The organism is Brucella oryzae (assembly GCF_041929965.1).
GTDB classification, from domain to species: Bacteria; Pseudomonadota; Alphaproteobacteria; order Rhizobiales; family Rhizobiaceae; genus Brucella; species Brucella oryzae.
Genome location: NZ_JBHEEO010000015.1, coordinates 14,800 through 32,526 on the forward strand (window position 1 = coordinate 14,800; position 17,727 = coordinate 32,526).

Sequence of the window (17,727 nt, forward strand, 5' to 3'; positions counted from 1 at the left end):
CAGTATTCTGGTCAGTATTCTGATGATGCATTTCAGGAGTTTTTCAGTTGCTTTGCGCGCCGCTGACGGCGCGCCGCGTGGATCGTCAGCACGACGACCGGGACGAGATAAGGGATCATCTGCATCAGCTCGAACGGCAGTCCGAGGCTCTGAAGCGTGATGGCGAAGGCTTCCGCCGCCGCAAGAACCAGGCTTGCCACAAGCGTTCCCCATGCGGTGCCTTGTCCCATGACTTCCGCCGCAATGGCGATGAAACCGCGACCTGCGGTCATATTCTGGGCGAACCAGGTGACATAGCCGAGCGACAGATAAGCACCGGCTGCACCGCCGAAGAGGCCGGAGAGGACAAGCGCCATCATCTGCACCCGGCCCGTCTGGATGCCAGCGGCGCGCGCTGATTTCGGATCGACGCCGGTGGCGCGCAGATGCAGGCCGAAGCGCGTGCGCATCATCATAAGGCTGACTGCCGGGACGGCGAGAAGGGCTGCAAAGGTCAATATGTGAATATTGCCGATAAAGGGCACGGGAAGGCTTGGCAGTGCGCCGCTTTTGAGCGCGCCGGACATGCCCTTGTCGCCCGTTGCAAGAAAAAGCCCGAGCGTCGTTGCCGCCGCCGCGGCGATGTTGAGCGCGATGCCGGTCATGATGAGATCGGTGCCAAGCCGGTTGACCGAAAGCGACATCAGCCAGCCGAGAGCTGCACCAGTGATGAGCGCCGCCAGCAGGCCGATAGCCGGACTTCCGGTGGCGGCACTGGCCAGAACGGCAATGAGTGCTGCCGACAGCATCATGCCTTCCATGCCGATATTGAGGACGCCCGCGCGGTCGGAAATCATCACGCCAAGAGCTGCCAGCAACAATGGCGTTGCCACGCGCAGGATGGTGCCGATGAAGGATGGATCGAGAATCTGTGCGAGGACCATGCTCATGGTTGTACTCCCGCTTGTTCTCCTTCGCGATTGCGAAGGTTGCGGATCAGCCGCAATACGGTCGGATGATTGTGAATGACGCTTGCCGTCGCTCCCACCATGATGGCCGCTGTCACCAGCCCCACCACTTCGGTCGGGATGTTCATGTTGCGGGCCAGAAGATCGCCGCCCACCTGCACGAAACCGAGGAAGAGGGCTGACGGAATAAGCAGGAATGGATTTTCACGTGCCAGAATGGCGACGACGAGGCCGGTCCAGCCATAACCGGGCAGATCGAGCCAGGCAAAACGGGCATGAAGGCCCAGCACTTCCAGCGCACCGGCCATGCCCGCCACCAATCCGCCGACAATCTGGGCGCGCATGATGATGCCCTTCAGCGGCAGGCCAAGATGATTGGCAAAGCCCGGACTGGAGCCCGCGATACGGATATTGAGGCCCGAGCGCGTCCAGTAAAGCCAGATGCCGCCAGCGATACAGGCCAGAATGGCGATGATCGAACCGCTATTGAGGCGCGTACCGGCGAGCAGACGGTCAAGCTTGGCATCGGGCGGAATCCTGAGCGACATCATCCCGCCTGCAGCCGGATCGCGGATGACATAGTTGAGGACGAACAGGCCGAGAAACAGGAAGGCATAGTTCAGGACGAGCGATGTTACCATTTCCGATGCGCCGAAACGCAGCCGCAGCGCTGCCGGGATAGTGCAGGCGAAACTGCCCGCAACCGCGCCGCATAGAATGGCAACCGGCAGCGAGAACCAGCCGAGCGAAGGGAGCAGAACGGCACCCGCCACAGCACCGAGCGCGCCAAGGAAGAAGCCGCTTTCCGCACCCAGGTTGAACAGGCCGGCGCGAAACATGATGGTGATCGCAAGGCCCGTCAGCATGATCGGCGTTGCCGCTTCCACCACATTGCCCATATGGCGGATGCTGCCGAATGGTCCGAGGAAAAACGTTTTGAGAACCCCGGCAGGATTGTCCTGCATCAGCGCCAGCGGCACCAGAAGCACGGCCATGATGACGGCGATGACAAGCACGGTCAGGAAGAATGGAATGAGGTAGGAAATCAGTCTGCGCATTACGCTGCAACTCTCTGCTTGAGCATGATCTCATCCAAAAACCGCGTTACACTTTTTGGGATCATGCTCGTGTCCCCAGCATATAAGGTCCAAGGACAGCTGGTGTGATCTCTGGTCCGTTTTCCAGAACGGTGACGATACGTCCGTTGAAGAGAACGATGATCCGGTCGCTCAGGCGCAGCAATTCATCGAGATCGGCACTCACCAGCAGCACGGCGCAGCCGCCCTGCGCCACTTCATCGATGCGGCGGTGCAGAAAGGCCGCCGCCGAAACGTCGATGCCGCGTGTCGGCTGGTCGGCGATCAGGAACTTCGGATTGGTGGCAAGTTCGCGCGCGGCGATCAGCTTTTGCGCATTGCCGCCGGAAAGGGAATCGAGCCTTTCGGTGATGGCGCCCGCCCGCACCGAATACTGCCTTATCATGCCGCTGACACGCGCCTTGATGGCGCTCCAGCGCAGGAATGGTCCCCAGAAGATCTGCTTGTCCGCGGTAATCGATCCGGCCCCGGCTATCGCGTTTTCGGCGAGAGACAGGCCGGGGGCGCCACCTTGCGAAAAGCGGTCGGCTGGCAGATAGCCAAGACCCTTTTTGCGCCAGCTTGCCGTGTCGGCGCGCAGCATATCCTCACCGTTGAGGCTGATCGTGCCGCTTGCCGCTTCCGCAAGGCCGGACAGCACCGATACGAGGCCGCGCTGGCCGCTGCCATCGACACCGGCAACGCCGACGATTTCGCCTGCGCCGACGGTCAGGTTCACATCCTTGATGCGGTCTGCCGGATCGGCTGCTTTCGTCGTGACACCCTTCATGTCGAGAACGGTTTTCATCGCGCCATGCTTGTGGGCGCGTTGCGGAATGTCGACCGCATGTCCCATGACCATCTGCATGATGGCATCGTCCGGCACATCGGCAAGTTTTTCCGTGCCTGCAACAGCGCCGGCGCGCAGCACTGTAACGCTTTCGGCCAGTTCGCGCACTTCGTTCAGCTTGTGGGAAATGAAGAGGATGGTAATGCCTTCGTCGCGAAGCGACTTCAGCTTGCGCATCAGTTCCTCGATCTCCGGCGGGGAGAGGACGGCGGTCGGCTCATCGAGGATCAGGAGCCTCGTGCGGCGCGCCAGCGCCTTCAAAATTTCGACCTTCTGTTGGGCGGCGACGGAAAGCGCACCCGTGATCGCATCCGGGTCGGCGTGCAGATCATATTGCTGCATCAGGTCCTGGACCGTCTTGCGCGCACCCGCGCGGTCGATCAGCCCGGCCTTCACCGGTTCATGACCAAGAATGATATTTTCGGTGACGGTCAGGGTCGGCACAAGCGAGAAATGCTGGTGCACCATGCCGATGCCTTGTGCCGCAGCGTCTTCCGGCGACCAGGAGGCGATGTGCTTGCCATCGACAACGATTTCGCCTGCGGTGGCATTTTCGATGCCGAACAGGATTTTCATGAGCGTGGATTTGCCCGCACCGTTCTCGCCGCAAATGGCGTGGATGGAACCGGCGCGGATCGAAAACGACACGTCGCGAAGCGCCTCAGTGCCGTTCGGATAGACCTTGTTCACATCGCGGAAGGCGACGATTGGGCGGAAGGCGACGATAGCATCGCCGCCTTCAATATTTTCAGCTGGATTTTCCACGATCAGGGACGAACCTTATTGCGGATCGCGTTGAGATCCTCGGTGCTCATGCCGAATGCGGTCGGAACCGTGATCTTGCCTTCGGAAATCTCGTCGGAAGCCTTGTTGATGGCGTCTTTCATTTCCTGCGTGGCCATGGTTGCCATGTTGCCATCTTCCACGATGCCGACAGCGCCTTCCTTGAGGCCGAGTGCTTCCGCCTTGCCGAACGGCAGGTCGCCTGCCTTGAAGCGCTCATAGGCCTGCAGAAGGCTGACATCGACATTCTTCAGAACGGAGCTGACAACCTGCTTGGCAATGGCCGGATCGCTGTCCTTGAAGATCGCTTCCTGATCGGAATCGACGCCGAGCACATATTTGCCGGTTTCCTTGGCAGCGGAAAGCTGGCCGAGGCCGGTCTGCGAGGCGACGACGAAGCCAAGCGAAACGCCGGAACGATACTGCGCGAGGCCGAGTTCCTTGCCCTTTGCGGCATCCATGAAGGACCCGGCATAGGAAATGGCGATCTTCACATCAGGCTGAACTGCCTGCGCACCGGCGATATAGCCGACGAGGAAGTCGTTGATGACGGGAATGTCCATGCCGCCGAGGAAGCCGAGATTCTTGCCCGTATCGCCGAGCTTGCCTTCCTTCAGCAGCGACGCCGCCAGCATGCCGCCGAGATAGGAACCTTCGTTCTGCTTGTACTGGATGGAGTAGACATTGTCGTAGCCGCCTTCTTCATAAGGCACGCTCGCATCATAGAGAATGTATTTCTTGTCCGGATATTGCTGGGCGACCGAGCCGACGGTTTCCGCCATCTGGTAGGTGCCGCCGATGATGAGGTCCCAGTCCTGCTCGGACGCATCGAGGAACACCGGCTCCCATTTGGTCGGATCGTCGCCGATTTCGAGAATCTTGGTCTCGACGTCGTCGCCATACTTGTCCTTGATCATCTTCATGCCCTTGGCGGCGCTGTCGAAGAACGACTTGTCGCCGAGCGCGCCATTGATGATGAGCAGGATCTTGTCCTGAGCCTGTGCCGCCGTGGTGGCGAAGGTGCCCATCGCCGTCGATGCGGCAAGGGCAAAGGCCAGGTGGATTATTCCCCGTCTGGTGGATTTGATCACAACAGAACTCCAATACTGTAGCGTTATAGAGATGGATTTTCTGCTTTGGATAATTTGCCTCCGCCCACAGAACCCCCACACCTGATAGAGATCAAACGCTGACGGCGTGTGTGAGTCAATTGCCAAACTTTTTGTCCGCTGTGGACAAAGCAACTCTGTTGCGCGCAACAATGCTAAAGCTTTCGTTTATTTCAACAAAGCCTGATTGGGGTGCCGCAGCGTCGGGTCGAATGGATTGAGCTTTTGCGAGATGATCGCCGCTTCCTTGCGCAGAAGTTCCGTCACCGTCTCCTGGCGCTTTTCGGTCAGGCGCGCGGCCAGCGTGCCGATGCTGAGCGCAGCCACGGCCTCGCCGTCGCGGTTCAAGATCGGCACGCCAAGACCAGCCATGCCATCGATCATGTTGAAGTTGAAGGTCGCAGCGCCTGTGTTGCGCACTCCCTCGATCATGATGCGCAGGTCAACCTCGTCGACGGCGGACTTGTCCAGAATGCGAGGCATGTTGAACCGGATGATCGCCTCGCGCTCTTCCTCCGGCAGGAAGGCGAGGATGGCGAGACTGCCCTGACCGATGCCGAGCGGCACCTTGCCGCCAATATCGCCGGTAAAGGAGCGGATCGGAAACGGTCCTTCCACGCGGTCGAGGCAGACCGCATCGAAATTGCTGCGCACCAGCAGGAAGACCGTATCATTGAAAGTGGTCGAAAGCCGCAGCAGCGACGGACGCGCAATGCTCAATATGCCGTCGCGCTGGCGCGCCTGCGCGGCCATCGCAAAAAACTCGAGCGACAGGCGATAGGCTTTCTTGTCGGGAAGCTGCTCGACGAGGTTTTCCGCAATCAGCGTTTTGAGCAAGCGATGCGCCGATGGCTGGCTGAGTTCGAGGTCGCGCGCCAGATCGATGAGCCGCACGCCGTCATCCCTGTTGGCGGCCAGACCTTTCAAAATATGGATCGCCTTCACCAGACTTGAGTTAAGCGCGGCGCCGGATTTCGGATTCTCAGATATATCATCCATAAAATTGCTTCCAAATTCTGCATTTTGAAAGAAATATATAATTTCTTCCGGATTTGAAAATTATAATTTGCATTCATACGGATTTTTCCGCCATCTAAAACCGTCGCCAATGGGAAGGTCCGGCAAGGCATTGGAAAAGTGCCCGCACGCGGATCGGCGGCTTTGCTTGTAATCAAGGGGAACGCTGCGGCTGCGTAAGCGGCTGGATAATCATGCGTTCAAACGGACAAGTCGGATCGGCGCTTCAAGGCGCGATCAAGCCGCTCCCGCCAGCCAGTCCTATCGAAGAGGCGACGTGAGACAATATCACGGCGCTTCCGCTCCCCCGCACAATTTTGCGGAAGTCATGCCGAGAGGGAGATGCAATGAGCTTTTTGACCCTTTCCGGAATTTCCCGCCACTACGGCAAGTTCGCGGCTGTCGACAATTTCAATCTGACGATTGAAAAGGGCGAGTTCATTTCGCTTCTCGGCCCTTCCGGCTGCGGCAAGACCACAACCTTGCAGATGATCGCCGGGCTGGTGCCGCCCACGGCAGGCACGATCACGCTCGATGGACGCGACATCACGCGCCTTGCGCCAGCCAGGCGGGAACTGGGCGTCGTCTTCCAGAGCTATGCACTCTTCCCGCATATGACGGTTGCGCAGAATGTGAGCTTCGGCCTCGAAATGCGCAGGGTTCCCAAGGCAGAGCGCGAAAAGCGCGTTCGCGACGTGCTGGAACTGGTGCATCTTGGCGCTCTTGCGGATCGTTATCCGCGTGAGATGTCGGGCGGTCAGCGCCAGCGTGTGGCCATTGCGCGTGCGCTGGTCATCAATCCGCCGGTTCTGCTGCTTGATGAGCCGCTCTCCAATCTCGATGCGCAATTGCGTGAAGAAATGCAGTTCGAGCTGCGCCGCATCCAGCGCACGGTCGGCATCACCACCATCATGGTGACGCATGACCAGGCCGAAGCGTTGTCGATCAGCGACCGCATCGTGGTCATGGAAAGGGGCGTCATCACGCAGGTCGATGCCCCCTACAAGCTCTATGAGCATCCGCATAACCACTTCATTTCCAACTTTGTCGGCAAGTCGAACTTCCTGAAAGCGCGCGCTGAAGGCGATATGATCGCGCTGGCCGAAACCGCGATCCGCTTCCCTGCAAATGGCAAAAAAGTTTCCGGCGAGCTTTCCGTCTTCATCCGCCCTGAAAAGGTACAGCTCGTTGCAGCGAGCGAGGGGCATATCGCCGGTGAAGTGACGACGCGCTACTTCATGGGCGCGCAGTGGCTGCTCGGCGTGGCGACGCCAGCAGGCCAGCTTTCGGTGGCGCTCCCCAATCTCGGTAACCCGCCGCCGTCGGAAGGCACCTCGGTCGGCCTCAGCTGGAACCATGAAGATTGCCGCATCCTCACCGCAGGGGTGAACTGAGCATGTCGGCCGTCACCGCACAGGATACATCCGCCGCACCAAAGCAAAGGCGCGATCTGACACCGCTCTTTCTGGTCGGACCGTCGACGCTTCTGTTCTTCGCGCTGGTGCTGCTGCCGCTCGGCCTTACCGTGCTGCTTTCCTTCAACAGCTACAGCTATGACAAGGGCATCGAGAACGTCTATTCGCTTGCCAATTATGCGCAGGTTCTCAAAGATCCTTATTATCTTTCGATCTTCTGGCGCACGCTCAAACTGGCATTGATCACAACCGTCATCACCGTACTGATCGGTGTACCGGAAGCCTATATTCTGTCCAACATGCGCAAGCCCTGGCGCTCGATCTTCCTTCTGGTCATCATCGGCCCGCTTCTGGTTTCGGTCGTAGTGCGCACATTCGGCTGGAGCATGTTGCTCGGCCGCAATGGCCTGGTAAACAGCGTGCTCGACATGGTCGGCCTGCCGACGACGCAAATCCTTTACAGCGAGACGGCCATCGTCATCGGCCTTGTGCATATCATGCTGCCATTCATGGTGATCCCGGTCTGGACCGTGCTGCAGAAGCTTGATCCGTCGGTGGAAGCCGCAGCGCTGACGCTTGGTGCTTCACGCCTGACCGCGCTTCGCCGCGTGGTGTTTCCGCAGGCAGTCCTTGGCATCCTGTCGGGTAGTCTCATCGTGTTTGCGCTTTCAGCCAGCTCCTTTGCCATTCCGGGCCTGCTTGGCGGACGCCGTCTCAAGATGGCGGCAACCGTCGTTTATGACGAATTCCTGATCGAGCTGAACTGGCCGCTGGGTGCTGCCATCGCCATCATCGTTCTGGTCGCCAATCTCATTATCATGATTGCCTATAATCGCATGCTCGAAGGGCAGGCGAGAAAGAAGCTGGGATAACCGCCATGACAAAGAACGGTCCTTTCGCCCTTTTCTTTCATACGCTGATCGTCATCTTCATGCTGGCGCCGATGGTTGTGGTGTGTCTGGTGGCTTTCACGCCGGAAAACACCTTGACCATGCCGTGGAGCGGCCCAAATGCGGGCCTGTCGCTGCGCTGGTTCGAGGCCGTGTTCGCGCACAACGATTTCATGACCTCGTTCTATAACAGCGTGCAGCTTGCCTTCTTCTCGGCAACGATTTCCACGCTTCTGGCCGTGCCTTCGGGACTGGCGATCGCGCAGTATAATTTCCGTGGCCGCGATGCGCTGAACGCGCTTTTCCTGTCGCCGCTCATCATTCCGCATCTGGTTCTGGGCGTCGCGTTCCTGCGCCTGTTCTCGCTGATGGGCTTTACCGGCTCCTTCGTCTGGCTGGTGGCTGCACATTCGATTGTCGTCACGCCCTATGCGCTGCGCCTTATCCTCGCCTCGCTCGGCAGCATGGATCGCAATGCGGAAAACGCGGCACGCACGCTGGGGGCGGGTGAATGGACCGTGTTCCGCCGCATCACCCTGCCATTGCTTTTACCGGGGCTGTCGGGCGGCTGGCTGCTTGCCTTCATCAATTCGTTCGACGAACTCACCATGTCGATCTTCGTCACCTCGCCGTCCACGGTCACCCTGCCGGTGCGCATGTATATGTATGCCAGCGAATCCATCGACCCGATGATGGCGGCGGTTTCGGCCCTGATGATCCTCGTTGCCACTGTGACCATGATTATCATCGACCGCATGTTCGGTCTCGACCGGCTACTGGTGGGCAAGGGCTGAGCAGGCAGACCATGACAATTCCGGTTTCCTCCCCTTCGGCGGCTCAGTTCCGCAGACGATATCGGCTGACTGAGCAGCCGATCAGCTTCTCGCTTGACGGCGTGCCCTTCGAGGGGCGCCGTGGCGATACCGTGTTGACCGCCATTCTCTCGGTGCAGGGAAAGCTGCGTCATACCGAATTCACCGGCGAGCCGCGTGCGGGCTTCTGCCTGATCGGCGCGTGTCAGGATTGTCATGTCATGACGCTCGAGGGCCACAAGCTTCGCGCCTGCACCACGCTTCTGGAAGACGGCATGGCATTTGTGACGGAGCCGGCACGATGAGCGCGTTGCTCAATCCGGTTATCGTCGGCGCTGGTCCCGCTGGCATTCGCGCTGCCGAAACGCTGGTCAAGGCGGGTCTGAAGCCCATTGTTCTCGATGAAGGCTTTCGTTCAGGTGGCCAGATTTATCGCCGCCCGCCTTTCGATGATGGCCGCAGCTATAAAGCGCGTTATGGTTCGGAGGCGCATAAGGCCGAAGCGCTTCACAAGACTTTTGACGCGTTGCGCGGCGCAATCGATTACCGTCCGGAAACGCTGGTCTGGAATATCACCCGGAATGATGGTGATCGTCTCGATCTCCTGAGCAAGGGCGCGCATAGCCAGTTGCCATATAGCCATCTCATTTTGGCGACCGGTGCTACCGATCGGGTTCTGCCGTTCAAAGGCTGGACCAAGCCCGGCGTTTATACGCTCGGCGCGTCGCAGACGGCATTGAAGGCGCAAGGCTGCACGGTCGGCGAGCGCGTGGTGTTCATGGGTTCGGGCCCGCTGCTCTATCTGGTGGCCTGGCAGTATCATCATGCAGGCGCCAAGGTCGCAGCTGTTCTGGACACGGCGCCTTTCACGTCGAAATTTCATCTGGTGCATCTGGCGCTTTATGCGCCGCGTATCGTGGCGCTCGGCGCTTATTACGGCCTGCGTCTCAAACTTGGCGGCGTGCCGATCCATTATAATGTGCGTCCCGAAGAAGTTCTGGGCGACGGCCATGTCGAAGCCATTCGCTATCGTACCGGCAAACGTGTTCGCGAGGCTCAGTGCGATGCGCTGGCTTATGGTTTTGCGCTGCGTCCTGAAACCCAGCTTGCCGATCTCGCCGGTTGCGAATTCCGCTTTGAAGAGCGCGACCGCGCATGGCTTCCTGCAGCAGACAGGCTTGGCCGCACGAGCCGCATCGGTGTCTATGTAGCGGGTGACGGCGCGGGCATTGCCGGTGCGGATGCTGCCGAAATTCGCGGGAAACTGGCCGCGATTGCCCTGCTGCGCGACAGGGGCCTGCCGTTTGACGAAGGCAAGGAACGCGTGCTTCTTGCGAAGCTCGATCATATCTATCGCGAGCGCCTGATCGTCGAAAAAGCTTTCCCGTTCCCGCGCGACTGGTTCGACGCGATTGCTGGCGATGTGCCGCTTTGCCGTTGCGAAGAAATTGCGGTGCGCGACGCGCTGGCGGCCATCAGTAACGGTGACGTGCGCGAGATCAACCGGCTCAAGGCGCTTACCCGCGTCGGCATGGGGCGCTGTCAGGGGCGTATGTGTAGCGCTGCCGCGGCAGAAATTCTGGCGTCGATGCAGGACAAGACACCTGCCGAAGCGGGGCGCATTCGCGCCCAGGCACCCGTCAAGCCGATCCCGCTTGGCTTTGGCGCTCCGGCGAGGGAGGGCGCTTCGTCATGACAAGGCGTCTTCAGGCGGATGCGGTGATTATTGGCGGCGGGATTGTTGGCGGTTCGGCGGCGCTTTTCATGCGGCAGGCCGGTCTGTCGGTCATCCTGCTCGACAAGGGCTTTTGCGGCGCGCAGGCAAGCGGGGTCAATTATGGCGGCGTTCGTAGACAGGGTCGCGCACCGGAACAGCTGCCGCTTGCACAGCGTTCGCATGAATTATGGGCGCGTCTGCCGGAACTGATCGGTATCGATGGCGAATATATCCGCAGCGGTCATCTGAAGCTCGCCCGGACGGAAGCCCATTTCGCCAAGCTTGAAGCCTATGCAGAAAAAGTCAAACCGCTCGGGCTCGATGTCGAGCTGATCGGCGGCAATGCCGTGCGCGAACGTTTCCCATGGCTTCCGGGCGATGTCGCAGGTGCTTCGCTTTGTGCCGAAGACGGCCATGCCAATCCGCGTCTGGTTGCGCCTGCCTTTGCCCGTGCGGCACGTGCTGCCGGAGCCACGGTGCTGGAAAACACACCGGTTATCGAAACGCGTGAAACCGGCGACGGGTTTGCCGTTCTGGCGGGAAACGGCATCGAAATCCGCGCGCGCCTCCTGTTCAATTGCGCCGGTGCATGGTCGGATCAGTTTGCAGCCTCGTTCGGTGAGCCGGTTCCCTTGACGCGGATTTATCCGACGATGGTTGTTACCGAGCCGATGCCGCTTCGCCTGCCGATGAGCCTCGGCGAGGAGGGCGGCGGTTTTTACGGGCGTCAGGTCACGCGCGGCAATTATGTCATGGGCGGCGGGCGCGGCACGCCGCTTGAGAACCCGGATTTTTCACGGCCTTCGGTCAATGCGGCCTCCTCCGTGATGCTGCGCGCAATCGAACTTTTCCCGCATCTGAAAAATGCCCAGGTTATCCGTTTCTGGTCCGGCACTGAATCTGAAATGCCGGACGATAATCCGGTGATCGGACCAAGCAGCCGGGTCCAGAACCTCTTTCACGCCTTCGGCTTTTGCGGCGCCGGTTTCCAGACCGGTCCGGCTGTGGGCGCCATTCTTTGCGATCTCGCCGTGCGCGGCGAGACGGAAACGCCGATCGACACCTTCCGCATCGACCGGTTCGATATGAACTCAAACCACAAAGGGGAGTAGCATGAAATACATCACGAAAACCGCGCTATTGGCGCTCGGCCTGTCGGCAGCTTTTGTATCGGGCGCATCGGCTGAAACCAGGACGCTCTATATCGGCATGAATGGCGGCAATATGGAGCGCGCCTACACCGAGCACGTTCTGCCGGAATTCGAAAAGGCCAACAACGTCAAGGTTGTCGTCGTACCGGGCACTTCGGCAGATATTCTCGCCAAGGCAACCGCGCAGAAAGACAATCCGCAGATGCATGTCATGCTGCTGGACGATGGCGTGATGGTTCGCGCGATCAATGCCGGCCTTTGCCAGAAAATTTCCGACGATCCGGTTTTGGCCGATATTCAGCCTGCCGCGCGTCTGAAGGACGACATGGCAATCGGCGTCGATATGGGCATGACCGGTATTGCCTATAACAAGAAGCTTTTCGACGAAAAGGGCTGGGCGGCTCCGACCTCGTGGATGGACTTTGCCGACGAAAAATATGCGAATGCCGTCGTGTTCCAGTCGGCTTCCGCCTCGACTTTCGGCCTCCACGCCTTCCTGATGTTCAATCGCATTCAGGGCGGAGACGACAAGAACCTCGAGCCGGGCTTTGAGAAGTTCCCCGACATGATCGGCAAGAACGTTCTGGAGTTCATTCCGTCTTCGGCCAAGATTTCGGAAATGGTCCAGACCGGCGAAGCAGCGATCTTCCCGCTGACGCCAACCGGTGTGAACAACCTGAAGGACAAGGGCATTCCGGTCGAATATGCGCAGCCGAAGGAAGGCTCCGTCGTCCTCGCCGTGACCGAATGCGTGCTCGCTGGCAACAGTGAACCGGAACTGAGCCAGAAGCTCGCTCACTATCTGCTTTCCGCCGATGCGCAGAGCAAGGCACTCGACCATGGCAATGTCATCCCGTCGAACCAGAAGGCAAAGGCTGGCTCGCCGGATGCACAGGCCAAGCTCGACGCTTTCAACGGTTATATGAAAACAGCCAAGACGCTCGATTGGGATGCAGTCAATGAAGGTCGCCAGCAGCTCAACAGCCGCTGGAACCGCACCATCGAAAAGTAAGATTGACGACGCAGTTTGAAAAGAGCCCGCCTCGGGAAACCGGGGCGGGCTTTTTGCCGGAAAGGCGCTTACGCATCGTCCGCTGATATTGTAGCTTGCCCGCAAATCATCATGGCAAATCGATGGATCGGGGCAAGCGTGAAAAAAGCGGCAGCATTCGCATTACTTGGACTCGTGGTGGCGGCACCCGCACTTGCTGAAGACAACTGGAAAGCCGTTGAGGAAATCAAGTTCTACGCCATTGCCGGGAAAACCGGTCCCGAACTTTATGAATCCATTGGTGAGCGCGGCCCGAAGATCGGCGGCGGCAAGACACGCGTCATCGCCCATACCAGCTATGTGCTGACCTGGGACCGGCAGTTCGACCGCTCCAACAATGCCTGCACAATCCTGTGGGCCACGCCGAAACTGAAGATCACCTATACGCTGCCAAAGCCCTCGCAGAAACTTTCCTCCCCGGTGAAGGAACATTGGGAGACGTTCTATGCGGGTATCCGCAAGCATGAGCTTGTGCATGGCGACCATGCCAAGGACATGACGCGCGAGATCGTGCGCCGCACCGTCGGCCTGTCGGTTCCAAACGACCCGAAATGCCAGAAAATCCGCAAAGTGCTGATCAAGGAAATCACCGATATGGTGGACGTTCAGCGCGCTCAAGGGCGTGCTTTCGACAGGATAGAGATGGGCAATGGCGGCAATGTCCAGCAGCTCATTCTGGCGCTAGTGAACGGCGGCTGATTTCTCGGTGTGGGCGTTTTGCTATAGCCCCTCTTCAGTTTGTCATTTCAAAGAGGTGCGCCGGAAACCGACGCACCTTTTTCTATTTCGAAGCTTCCCGGAATTGACGACGCATCGCCTCAAGATCGTTTATTAAAAATATTCAGATTGTTGACAATATTTCGGTTGCGTGTTTAGCTTAATATATTCTTTCCCCGCCAAATGAGGGAAGGTAAAGCTAAGTAAGGGGAACTAAAATGATCAATAGACGCGCAGTTGTTAAGACTGCGGCGCTAGGCGCCGTTTCTCTATTTGCGCTCATGTCCGCATCGGCCTCCCAGGCTGCGGACAAGGAGCTGAAGATCGGTTTCGTCGGTGTCACCAGCGGCCCTGCTGCATCCTGGGGCACATCCAATGTCCGTTCGATGCAGGTTCGCGCCGACTGGCTCAACGAACAGGGCGGAGTAAAGATCGGCGACGATACCTACAAAATCAAAATCGTCACCTTCGACGACCAGAAAGACCCGAAGCGCGCCATCGCCGGTATGGAAAAAATGGCGCAGGAAGGCGTCCATTACGTGGTCGGCCCGAATGTCGATGACGGCGCCGCCGCCGTCCGCCCGGTGGCCGAAGCCAAGGGCATCATCTATTTCCCCTATTCCTTCCCGAAAGAACTTTATACGCCGCCAGCATCCAACGCCGTTCTCGGCATGATCGCCAATTATCAATCGGGTCCGGCGATCTATAAATATCTGAAGGAAAACAATGGCATCAAGACGGTCGCCTTCGTGGCGGCCAATGAATCCGATCCGCTCAGCCAGCGCGACAGCGGCATCGAGGCCGCCAAGGCGCTCGGTCTGGAAGTTGTCTCGACCAACGATGCCTATCAGAACGATACGCGCGATTTCACGCCGGTCCTGACGCCGATCGTCATGCAGAAGCCGGACCTGCTGGTTCTGTCGGGCGTCGCGCCGGGCAATGCGCCACTTTTGATCCGCGCCGCGCGCGAGCTTGGTTATCAGGGGTTCATTTCCACTGAAACCGCGCAGGATGCCAAGGTTCTGGAAGAAGGTGCGGGCGAACTCGCCAATGGCTTCATTTCGGTGGGCGGCGCTTCCACGCCGGAAATTGCATCGGACGTGATGAAGGAATTCGTCGACCGTTATACCAAGGCTTACGGCGAATATAACGACGAGTCCAACACCAAGGTCTATGCGCTTGAATATATCGTGGAGACGCTGAAGGCCAATCCGGCGGCGGTCGATAATGTCGAGGAATTCAAGAAGACCATGGACACGTTCTCTGCGCCCAATCCTTTCGTCAAGGGTGACGGCGACGGCTCCAAGCTGACCTACGTTGGCACCTCGTCCTTCACGCAGAAGCGGCAGATCGGCATTCCGATGGTTGTGACGGAATATAAAGACGGCAAATTCGAAACCCTTTTCGTCGGCCAGGTCGATTAACCGATCAGCCTGAGCAGCCCGAAGCGGAGGAGGGGGCCTTCTGCTTCGGGCCTCCCAATAGTCAGGAACTGTCACGGAGTTTTGGACCGGCGTTGAACCTGTCCGATGCTTCGCACGAGGGAGTCTGCCTTCATGGAACAAGTGATAGCCAATGGGCTATATCTGGGTGCGCAATATGCACTGATCGCGTTGGGGCTGACGCTGATCTTCGCGCTCATGAACGTCCTCAATTTTGCGCACGGCCAGATGTATGTGCTGGGCGGTTTCGTCACCTATACGGTTTACGGGCAGCTCGGCCTGCCGTTTGTTGTCGCTCTTCTGGCCTCCGCTGTCACATTGATGATCGTCGGTGCGCTGATCGAAAAATTTCTCTTCAGGCCGGTCATCAAGCGAAGTCTGCGCGATGAAAGCACGATGCTTCTTGCTGCCGCAGTCGCCTTTTTCCTCGACGCGGTGATCCTGCTTCTGTTCGGTGAAAAGCAGCGCGGCGTGCCGAAGATCGTCAATGGGGTCTTCGTGTCCGACTGGTTGATAATGCCCTACGACCGCATCCTGATCGGTGTTCTTGCCGTGGTGTTCATCGCTGCCTTCGTTCTTTTTATGCAGTACACAAAACCCGGTCGCGCGATGCGCGCGCTCGCCCAGGACCGCGTGGCCGCGCAGTTGATGGGCGTGAATGTCGACCGTTATTCCATGATAGGCTTCGCGCTGGGGGCAATGCTTGCGGGTCTGGTCGGTGGATTGCTGGTCGCCATTACCGGTGTCAATTCCGGCATCGGCGGTGCCATATCCATCAAGGCTTTCATGATGGTTATGATCGGCGGTGCAGGCGTCGTCAGCGGGGCGATTGCCGGTGGCTTCATCCTTGGCATGATGGAATCCGTCGGCCTGACTGTTCTGCGCTCCTATGGCGACATCACTTATCTCGTCATCTTCGCTGCATTGATGGTGTTCCTGAGCATCCGTCCGAACGGGCTCATGGGCAAGCCGTGGGGTTGAGGGGGCAATCATGACAAAGACAACAAAGCTTATCGGCGTCGCTGCCTTTCTGGCCCTGATCTTCATCGGTATTCCGGTCCTGATCGAAACCACCGGACGGCACGACCTCTATTACACGCTGACTTCCGTGGCGCTTCTCTCCATCGTCAGCAGCGGCGTGTGGCTCACCTTCTATATTGGTCGCATCAATATCGGTCAGGGCGCCTATGCTCTCATGGGCGGCTATGTTTCGGCTATCCTGATGGTGAAATATGGCGTCTCCTTCTGGCTGACGCTGCCCATTGCCGCGCTGTTCTGCGCCTTGGCCAGTATCCTGATCGGCCTGCCGATCCTGCGGCTGCGCGGCGTCTATTTCGCCATGGTCACGCTGGTACTGACCGAAGTTGCCCGTCTTTTGGCAATGGCCCTGCCCATCACCAACGGCGCCAAGGGCATGGTCAGCATTCCGATGCCGGGCGGCATATCGCTGTTCGGCCTCACGATCCTGCCGGATTTCGCAACATTGCAGAACCCGCGCGCAGCCTTCTATTTCGTGTCCATCGTACTGATGGTGCTGTGCTTCGCCGGACTTTATCGCCTCATCCATTCGCGTATCGGCGGACTGTGCCAGTCGTTGCAGCAAAATGAGGAGCTCGCCTCGTCGATTGGCGTCAACATCACCAATCTGCGCGTGCTGGCCTATGCGATCTCGTCCTTCCTCGGCGGGCTTGGCGGCGCGATGTTCGTTGCAATCTCGCAATCGATCTATCCGTCGAGCTTCACGGTGACGGATTCGGTCAATTTCATGCTCAACTGCTTCCTGGGCGGCCTCGGCTATGTGTTCGGCCCAATCATCGGAACCTTCGTTCTTTATTTCGGCTGGGACTTCCTGTTCCAGACCGGCAAGTTCCAGCTGCTCATCTTCTCCAGCGTTCTCATCATCCTGATGCTGTTCCTGCCTAACGGACTTCTCAGCCTCAGACTGACTGGAAAGAAGGGAGCTGGATCATGAGCGATCTTCTGGAAGTCAGGAGCCTGACCAAACGTTTCGGCGGTCTGGTTGCGGTCAACGATGTCTCCTTCTCGGTGCGGGAAAAGGAAATCCTGTCGGTCATCGGGCCGAACGGCGCGGGCAAGTCCACGCTGTTCAAGCTGATCGCATCATTCCTCAATCCCACGACCGGCGAGGTCCGGTTCAAGGGCGAGCGCATATCGGGTCTGGCGCCGCATATCGTGGCGCGAAAGGGTGTGGTGCGTACCTTTCAGGAAACGACGATCTTCAAGGGCATGACGGTGCGCGACAATGTGATCGTCGGTCACCACCTGCGCGCCAAGGCGAGTTTCCTCGGCTGTTATGTCGGGACGGGCCTCGCGCGCCGGGATCAGGAGGAGTTCGGACGCTCGGCAGACGAAATCCTGCAGTTTCTGGGCCTGTGGAGCCAGCGGGATGAGGTGGCTCAAAACCTGCCGCATGGTCATTTGCGGGCGCTCGGCATCGCCATTGGTCTCGCTACGGAACCGAAGATCCTGCTTCTGGACGAACCCTTTGCCGGGATGAACCACGACGAAACCGTCAAGGCGGTGGAAATGGTGCGCGCCGTTCGCGACCGGGGCGTGACGGTGTTGCTGGTGGAACACGACATGCCGGCGGTGATGAATATTTCCGACCGGATCGTTGTCATCAATTTCGGGCAGAAGATCGCCGAAGGCACGCCGAGGCAAATCCAGGAAAACGAGAAGGTGATCGAAGCCTATCTCGGTGCAGAAGACGAAACGATTGGATATTGACC

General features: G+C 58.8%; 17 protein-coding genes. 12 read left to right on the forward strand and 5 right to left on the reverse strand.

Features of this window, described 5'->3' with window-relative positions:
• Positions 1–32 precede the first annotated feature (32 nt).
• The 5 genes from JNC70_RS15430 to JNC70_RS15450 form a co-directional block, all read right to left on the reverse strand.
• On the reverse strand, positions 33–929 hold the full coding sequence (locus JNC70_RS15430; protein ID WP_104755377.1) for an ABC transporter permease: 897 nt from the start codon (positions 927–929) through the stop codon (positions 33–35).
• Positions 926–2,005, reverse strand: a complete 1,080-nt coding sequence (locus JNC70_RS15435) for an ABC transporter permease (protein WP_104755376.1) — start codon at positions 2,003–2,005, stop codon at positions 926–928. The genes JNC70_RS15430 and JNC70_RS15435 overlap by 4 nt, the downstream gene beginning before the upstream one ends.
• Positions 2,006–2,066: 61 nt before the next feature.
• Positions 2,067–3,638 (reverse strand): ABC transporter ATP-binding protein, encoded by a 1,572-nt coding sequence (locus tag JNC70_RS15440; protein WP_104755375.1) that lies wholly within the window; start codon positions 3,636–3,638, stop codon positions 2,067–2,069.
• A gap of 2 nt (positions 3,639–3,640) precedes the next feature.
• Positions 3,641–4,747 (reverse strand): BMP family ABC transporter substrate-binding protein, encoded by a 1,107-nt coding sequence (locus tag JNC70_RS15445; RefSeq protein ID WP_104755374.1) that lies wholly within the window; start codon positions 4,745–4,747, stop codon positions 3,641–3,643.
• A 186-nt stretch (positions 4,748–4,933) separates the two neighbouring features.
• Positions 4,934–5,764 carry an IclR family transcriptional regulator gene (locus tag JNC70_RS15450; RefSeq protein WP_104755373.1) on the reverse strand — a complete coding sequence of 277 codons (831 nt, stop codon included), beginning with the start codon at positions 5,762–5,764 and terminating at the stop codon, positions 4,934–4,936.
• Between the two features lie 365 nt (positions 5,765–6,129).
• Between JNC70_RS15450 and JNC70_RS15455 the strand changes: the two genes are divergently transcribed.
• The 12 genes from JNC70_RS15455 (at position 6,130) to JNC70_RS15510 (ending at position 17,725) form a co-directional block, all read left to right on the forward strand.
• Positions 6,130–7,176, forward strand: coding sequence for an ABC transporter ATP-binding protein (locus tag JNC70_RS15455; protein WP_104755372.1), 1,047 nt, complete (start codon positions 6,130–6,132; stop codon positions 7,174–7,176).
• Between the two features lie 2 nt (positions 7,177–7,178).
• Positions 7,179–8,069 (forward strand): ABC transporter permease, encoded by an 891-nt coding sequence (locus tag JNC70_RS15460; RefSeq protein ID WP_104755371.1) that lies wholly within the window; start codon positions 7,179–7,181, stop codon positions 8,067–8,069.
• A gap of 5 nt (positions 8,070–8,074) precedes the next feature.
• Positions 8,075–8,881, forward strand: coding sequence for an ABC transporter permease (locus JNC70_RS15465; RefSeq protein ID WP_104755370.1), 807 nt, complete (start codon positions 8,075–8,077; stop codon positions 8,879–8,881).
• A gap of 11 nt (positions 8,882–8,892) precedes the next feature.
• The gene (locus JNC70_RS15470; RefSeq protein WP_104755369.1) at positions 8,893–9,204 is read left to right on the forward strand and encodes a (2Fe-2S)-binding protein; all 312 of its coding nucleotides are present in this window, start codon (positions 8,893–8,895) and stop codon (positions 9,202–9,204) included.
• Positions 9,201–10,595, forward strand: coding sequence for an FAD/NAD(P)-dependent oxidoreductase (locus JNC70_RS15475; protein ID WP_104755368.1), 1,395 nt, complete (start codon positions 9,201–9,203; stop codon positions 10,593–10,595). The genes JNC70_RS15470 and JNC70_RS15475 overlap by 4 nt, the downstream gene beginning before the upstream one ends.
• The gene (locus JNC70_RS15480) at positions 10,592–11,728 is read left to right on the forward strand and encodes an NAD(P)/FAD-dependent oxidoreductase (protein WP_104755367.1); all 1,137 of its coding nucleotides are present in this window, start codon (positions 10,592–10,594) and stop codon (positions 11,726–11,728) included. Before JNC70_RS15475 ends, JNC70_RS15480 begins: the two co-directional genes overlap by 4 nt.
• A gap of 1 nt (position 11,729) precedes the next feature.
• Positions 11,730–12,779 carry an ABC transporter substrate-binding protein gene (locus tag JNC70_RS15485; protein WP_104755366.1) on the forward strand — a complete coding sequence of 350 codons (1,050 nt, stop codon included), beginning with the start codon at positions 11,730–11,732 and terminating at the stop codon, positions 12,777–12,779.
• 138 nt (positions 12,780–12,917) lie between these two features.
• Positions 12,918–13,517, forward strand: coding sequence for a DUF922 domain-containing Zn-dependent protease (locus tag JNC70_RS15490; RefSeq protein ID WP_104755394.1), 600 nt, complete (start codon positions 12,918–12,920; stop codon positions 13,515–13,517).
• 236 nt (positions 13,518–13,753) lie between these two features.
• Positions 13,754–14,959: an ABC transporter substrate-binding protein gene (locus tag JNC70_RS15495; protein ID WP_104755365.1), complete on the forward strand. Its 1,206-nt coding sequence runs from the start codon at positions 13,754–13,756 to the stop codon at positions 14,957–14,959.
• 132 nt (positions 14,960–15,091) lie between these two features.
• Positions 15,092–15,958 carry a branched-chain amino acid ABC transporter permease gene (locus JNC70_RS15500; protein WP_061347536.1) on the forward strand — a complete coding sequence of 289 codons (867 nt, stop codon included), beginning with the start codon at positions 15,092–15,094 and terminating at the stop codon, positions 15,956–15,958.
• Between the two features lie 10 nt (positions 15,959–15,968).
• Positions 15,969–16,949 (forward strand): branched-chain amino acid ABC transporter permease, encoded by a 981-nt coding sequence (locus tag JNC70_RS15505; protein ID WP_104755364.1) that lies wholly within the window; start codon positions 15,969–15,971, stop codon positions 16,947–16,949.
• Positions 16,946–17,725, forward strand: a complete 780-nt coding sequence (locus JNC70_RS15510; RefSeq protein WP_104755363.1) for an ABC transporter ATP-binding protein — start codon at positions 16,946–16,948, stop codon at positions 17,723–17,725. Before JNC70_RS15505 ends, JNC70_RS15510 begins: the two co-directional genes overlap by 4 nt.
• Positions 17,726–17,727: the final 2 nt, after the last annotated feature.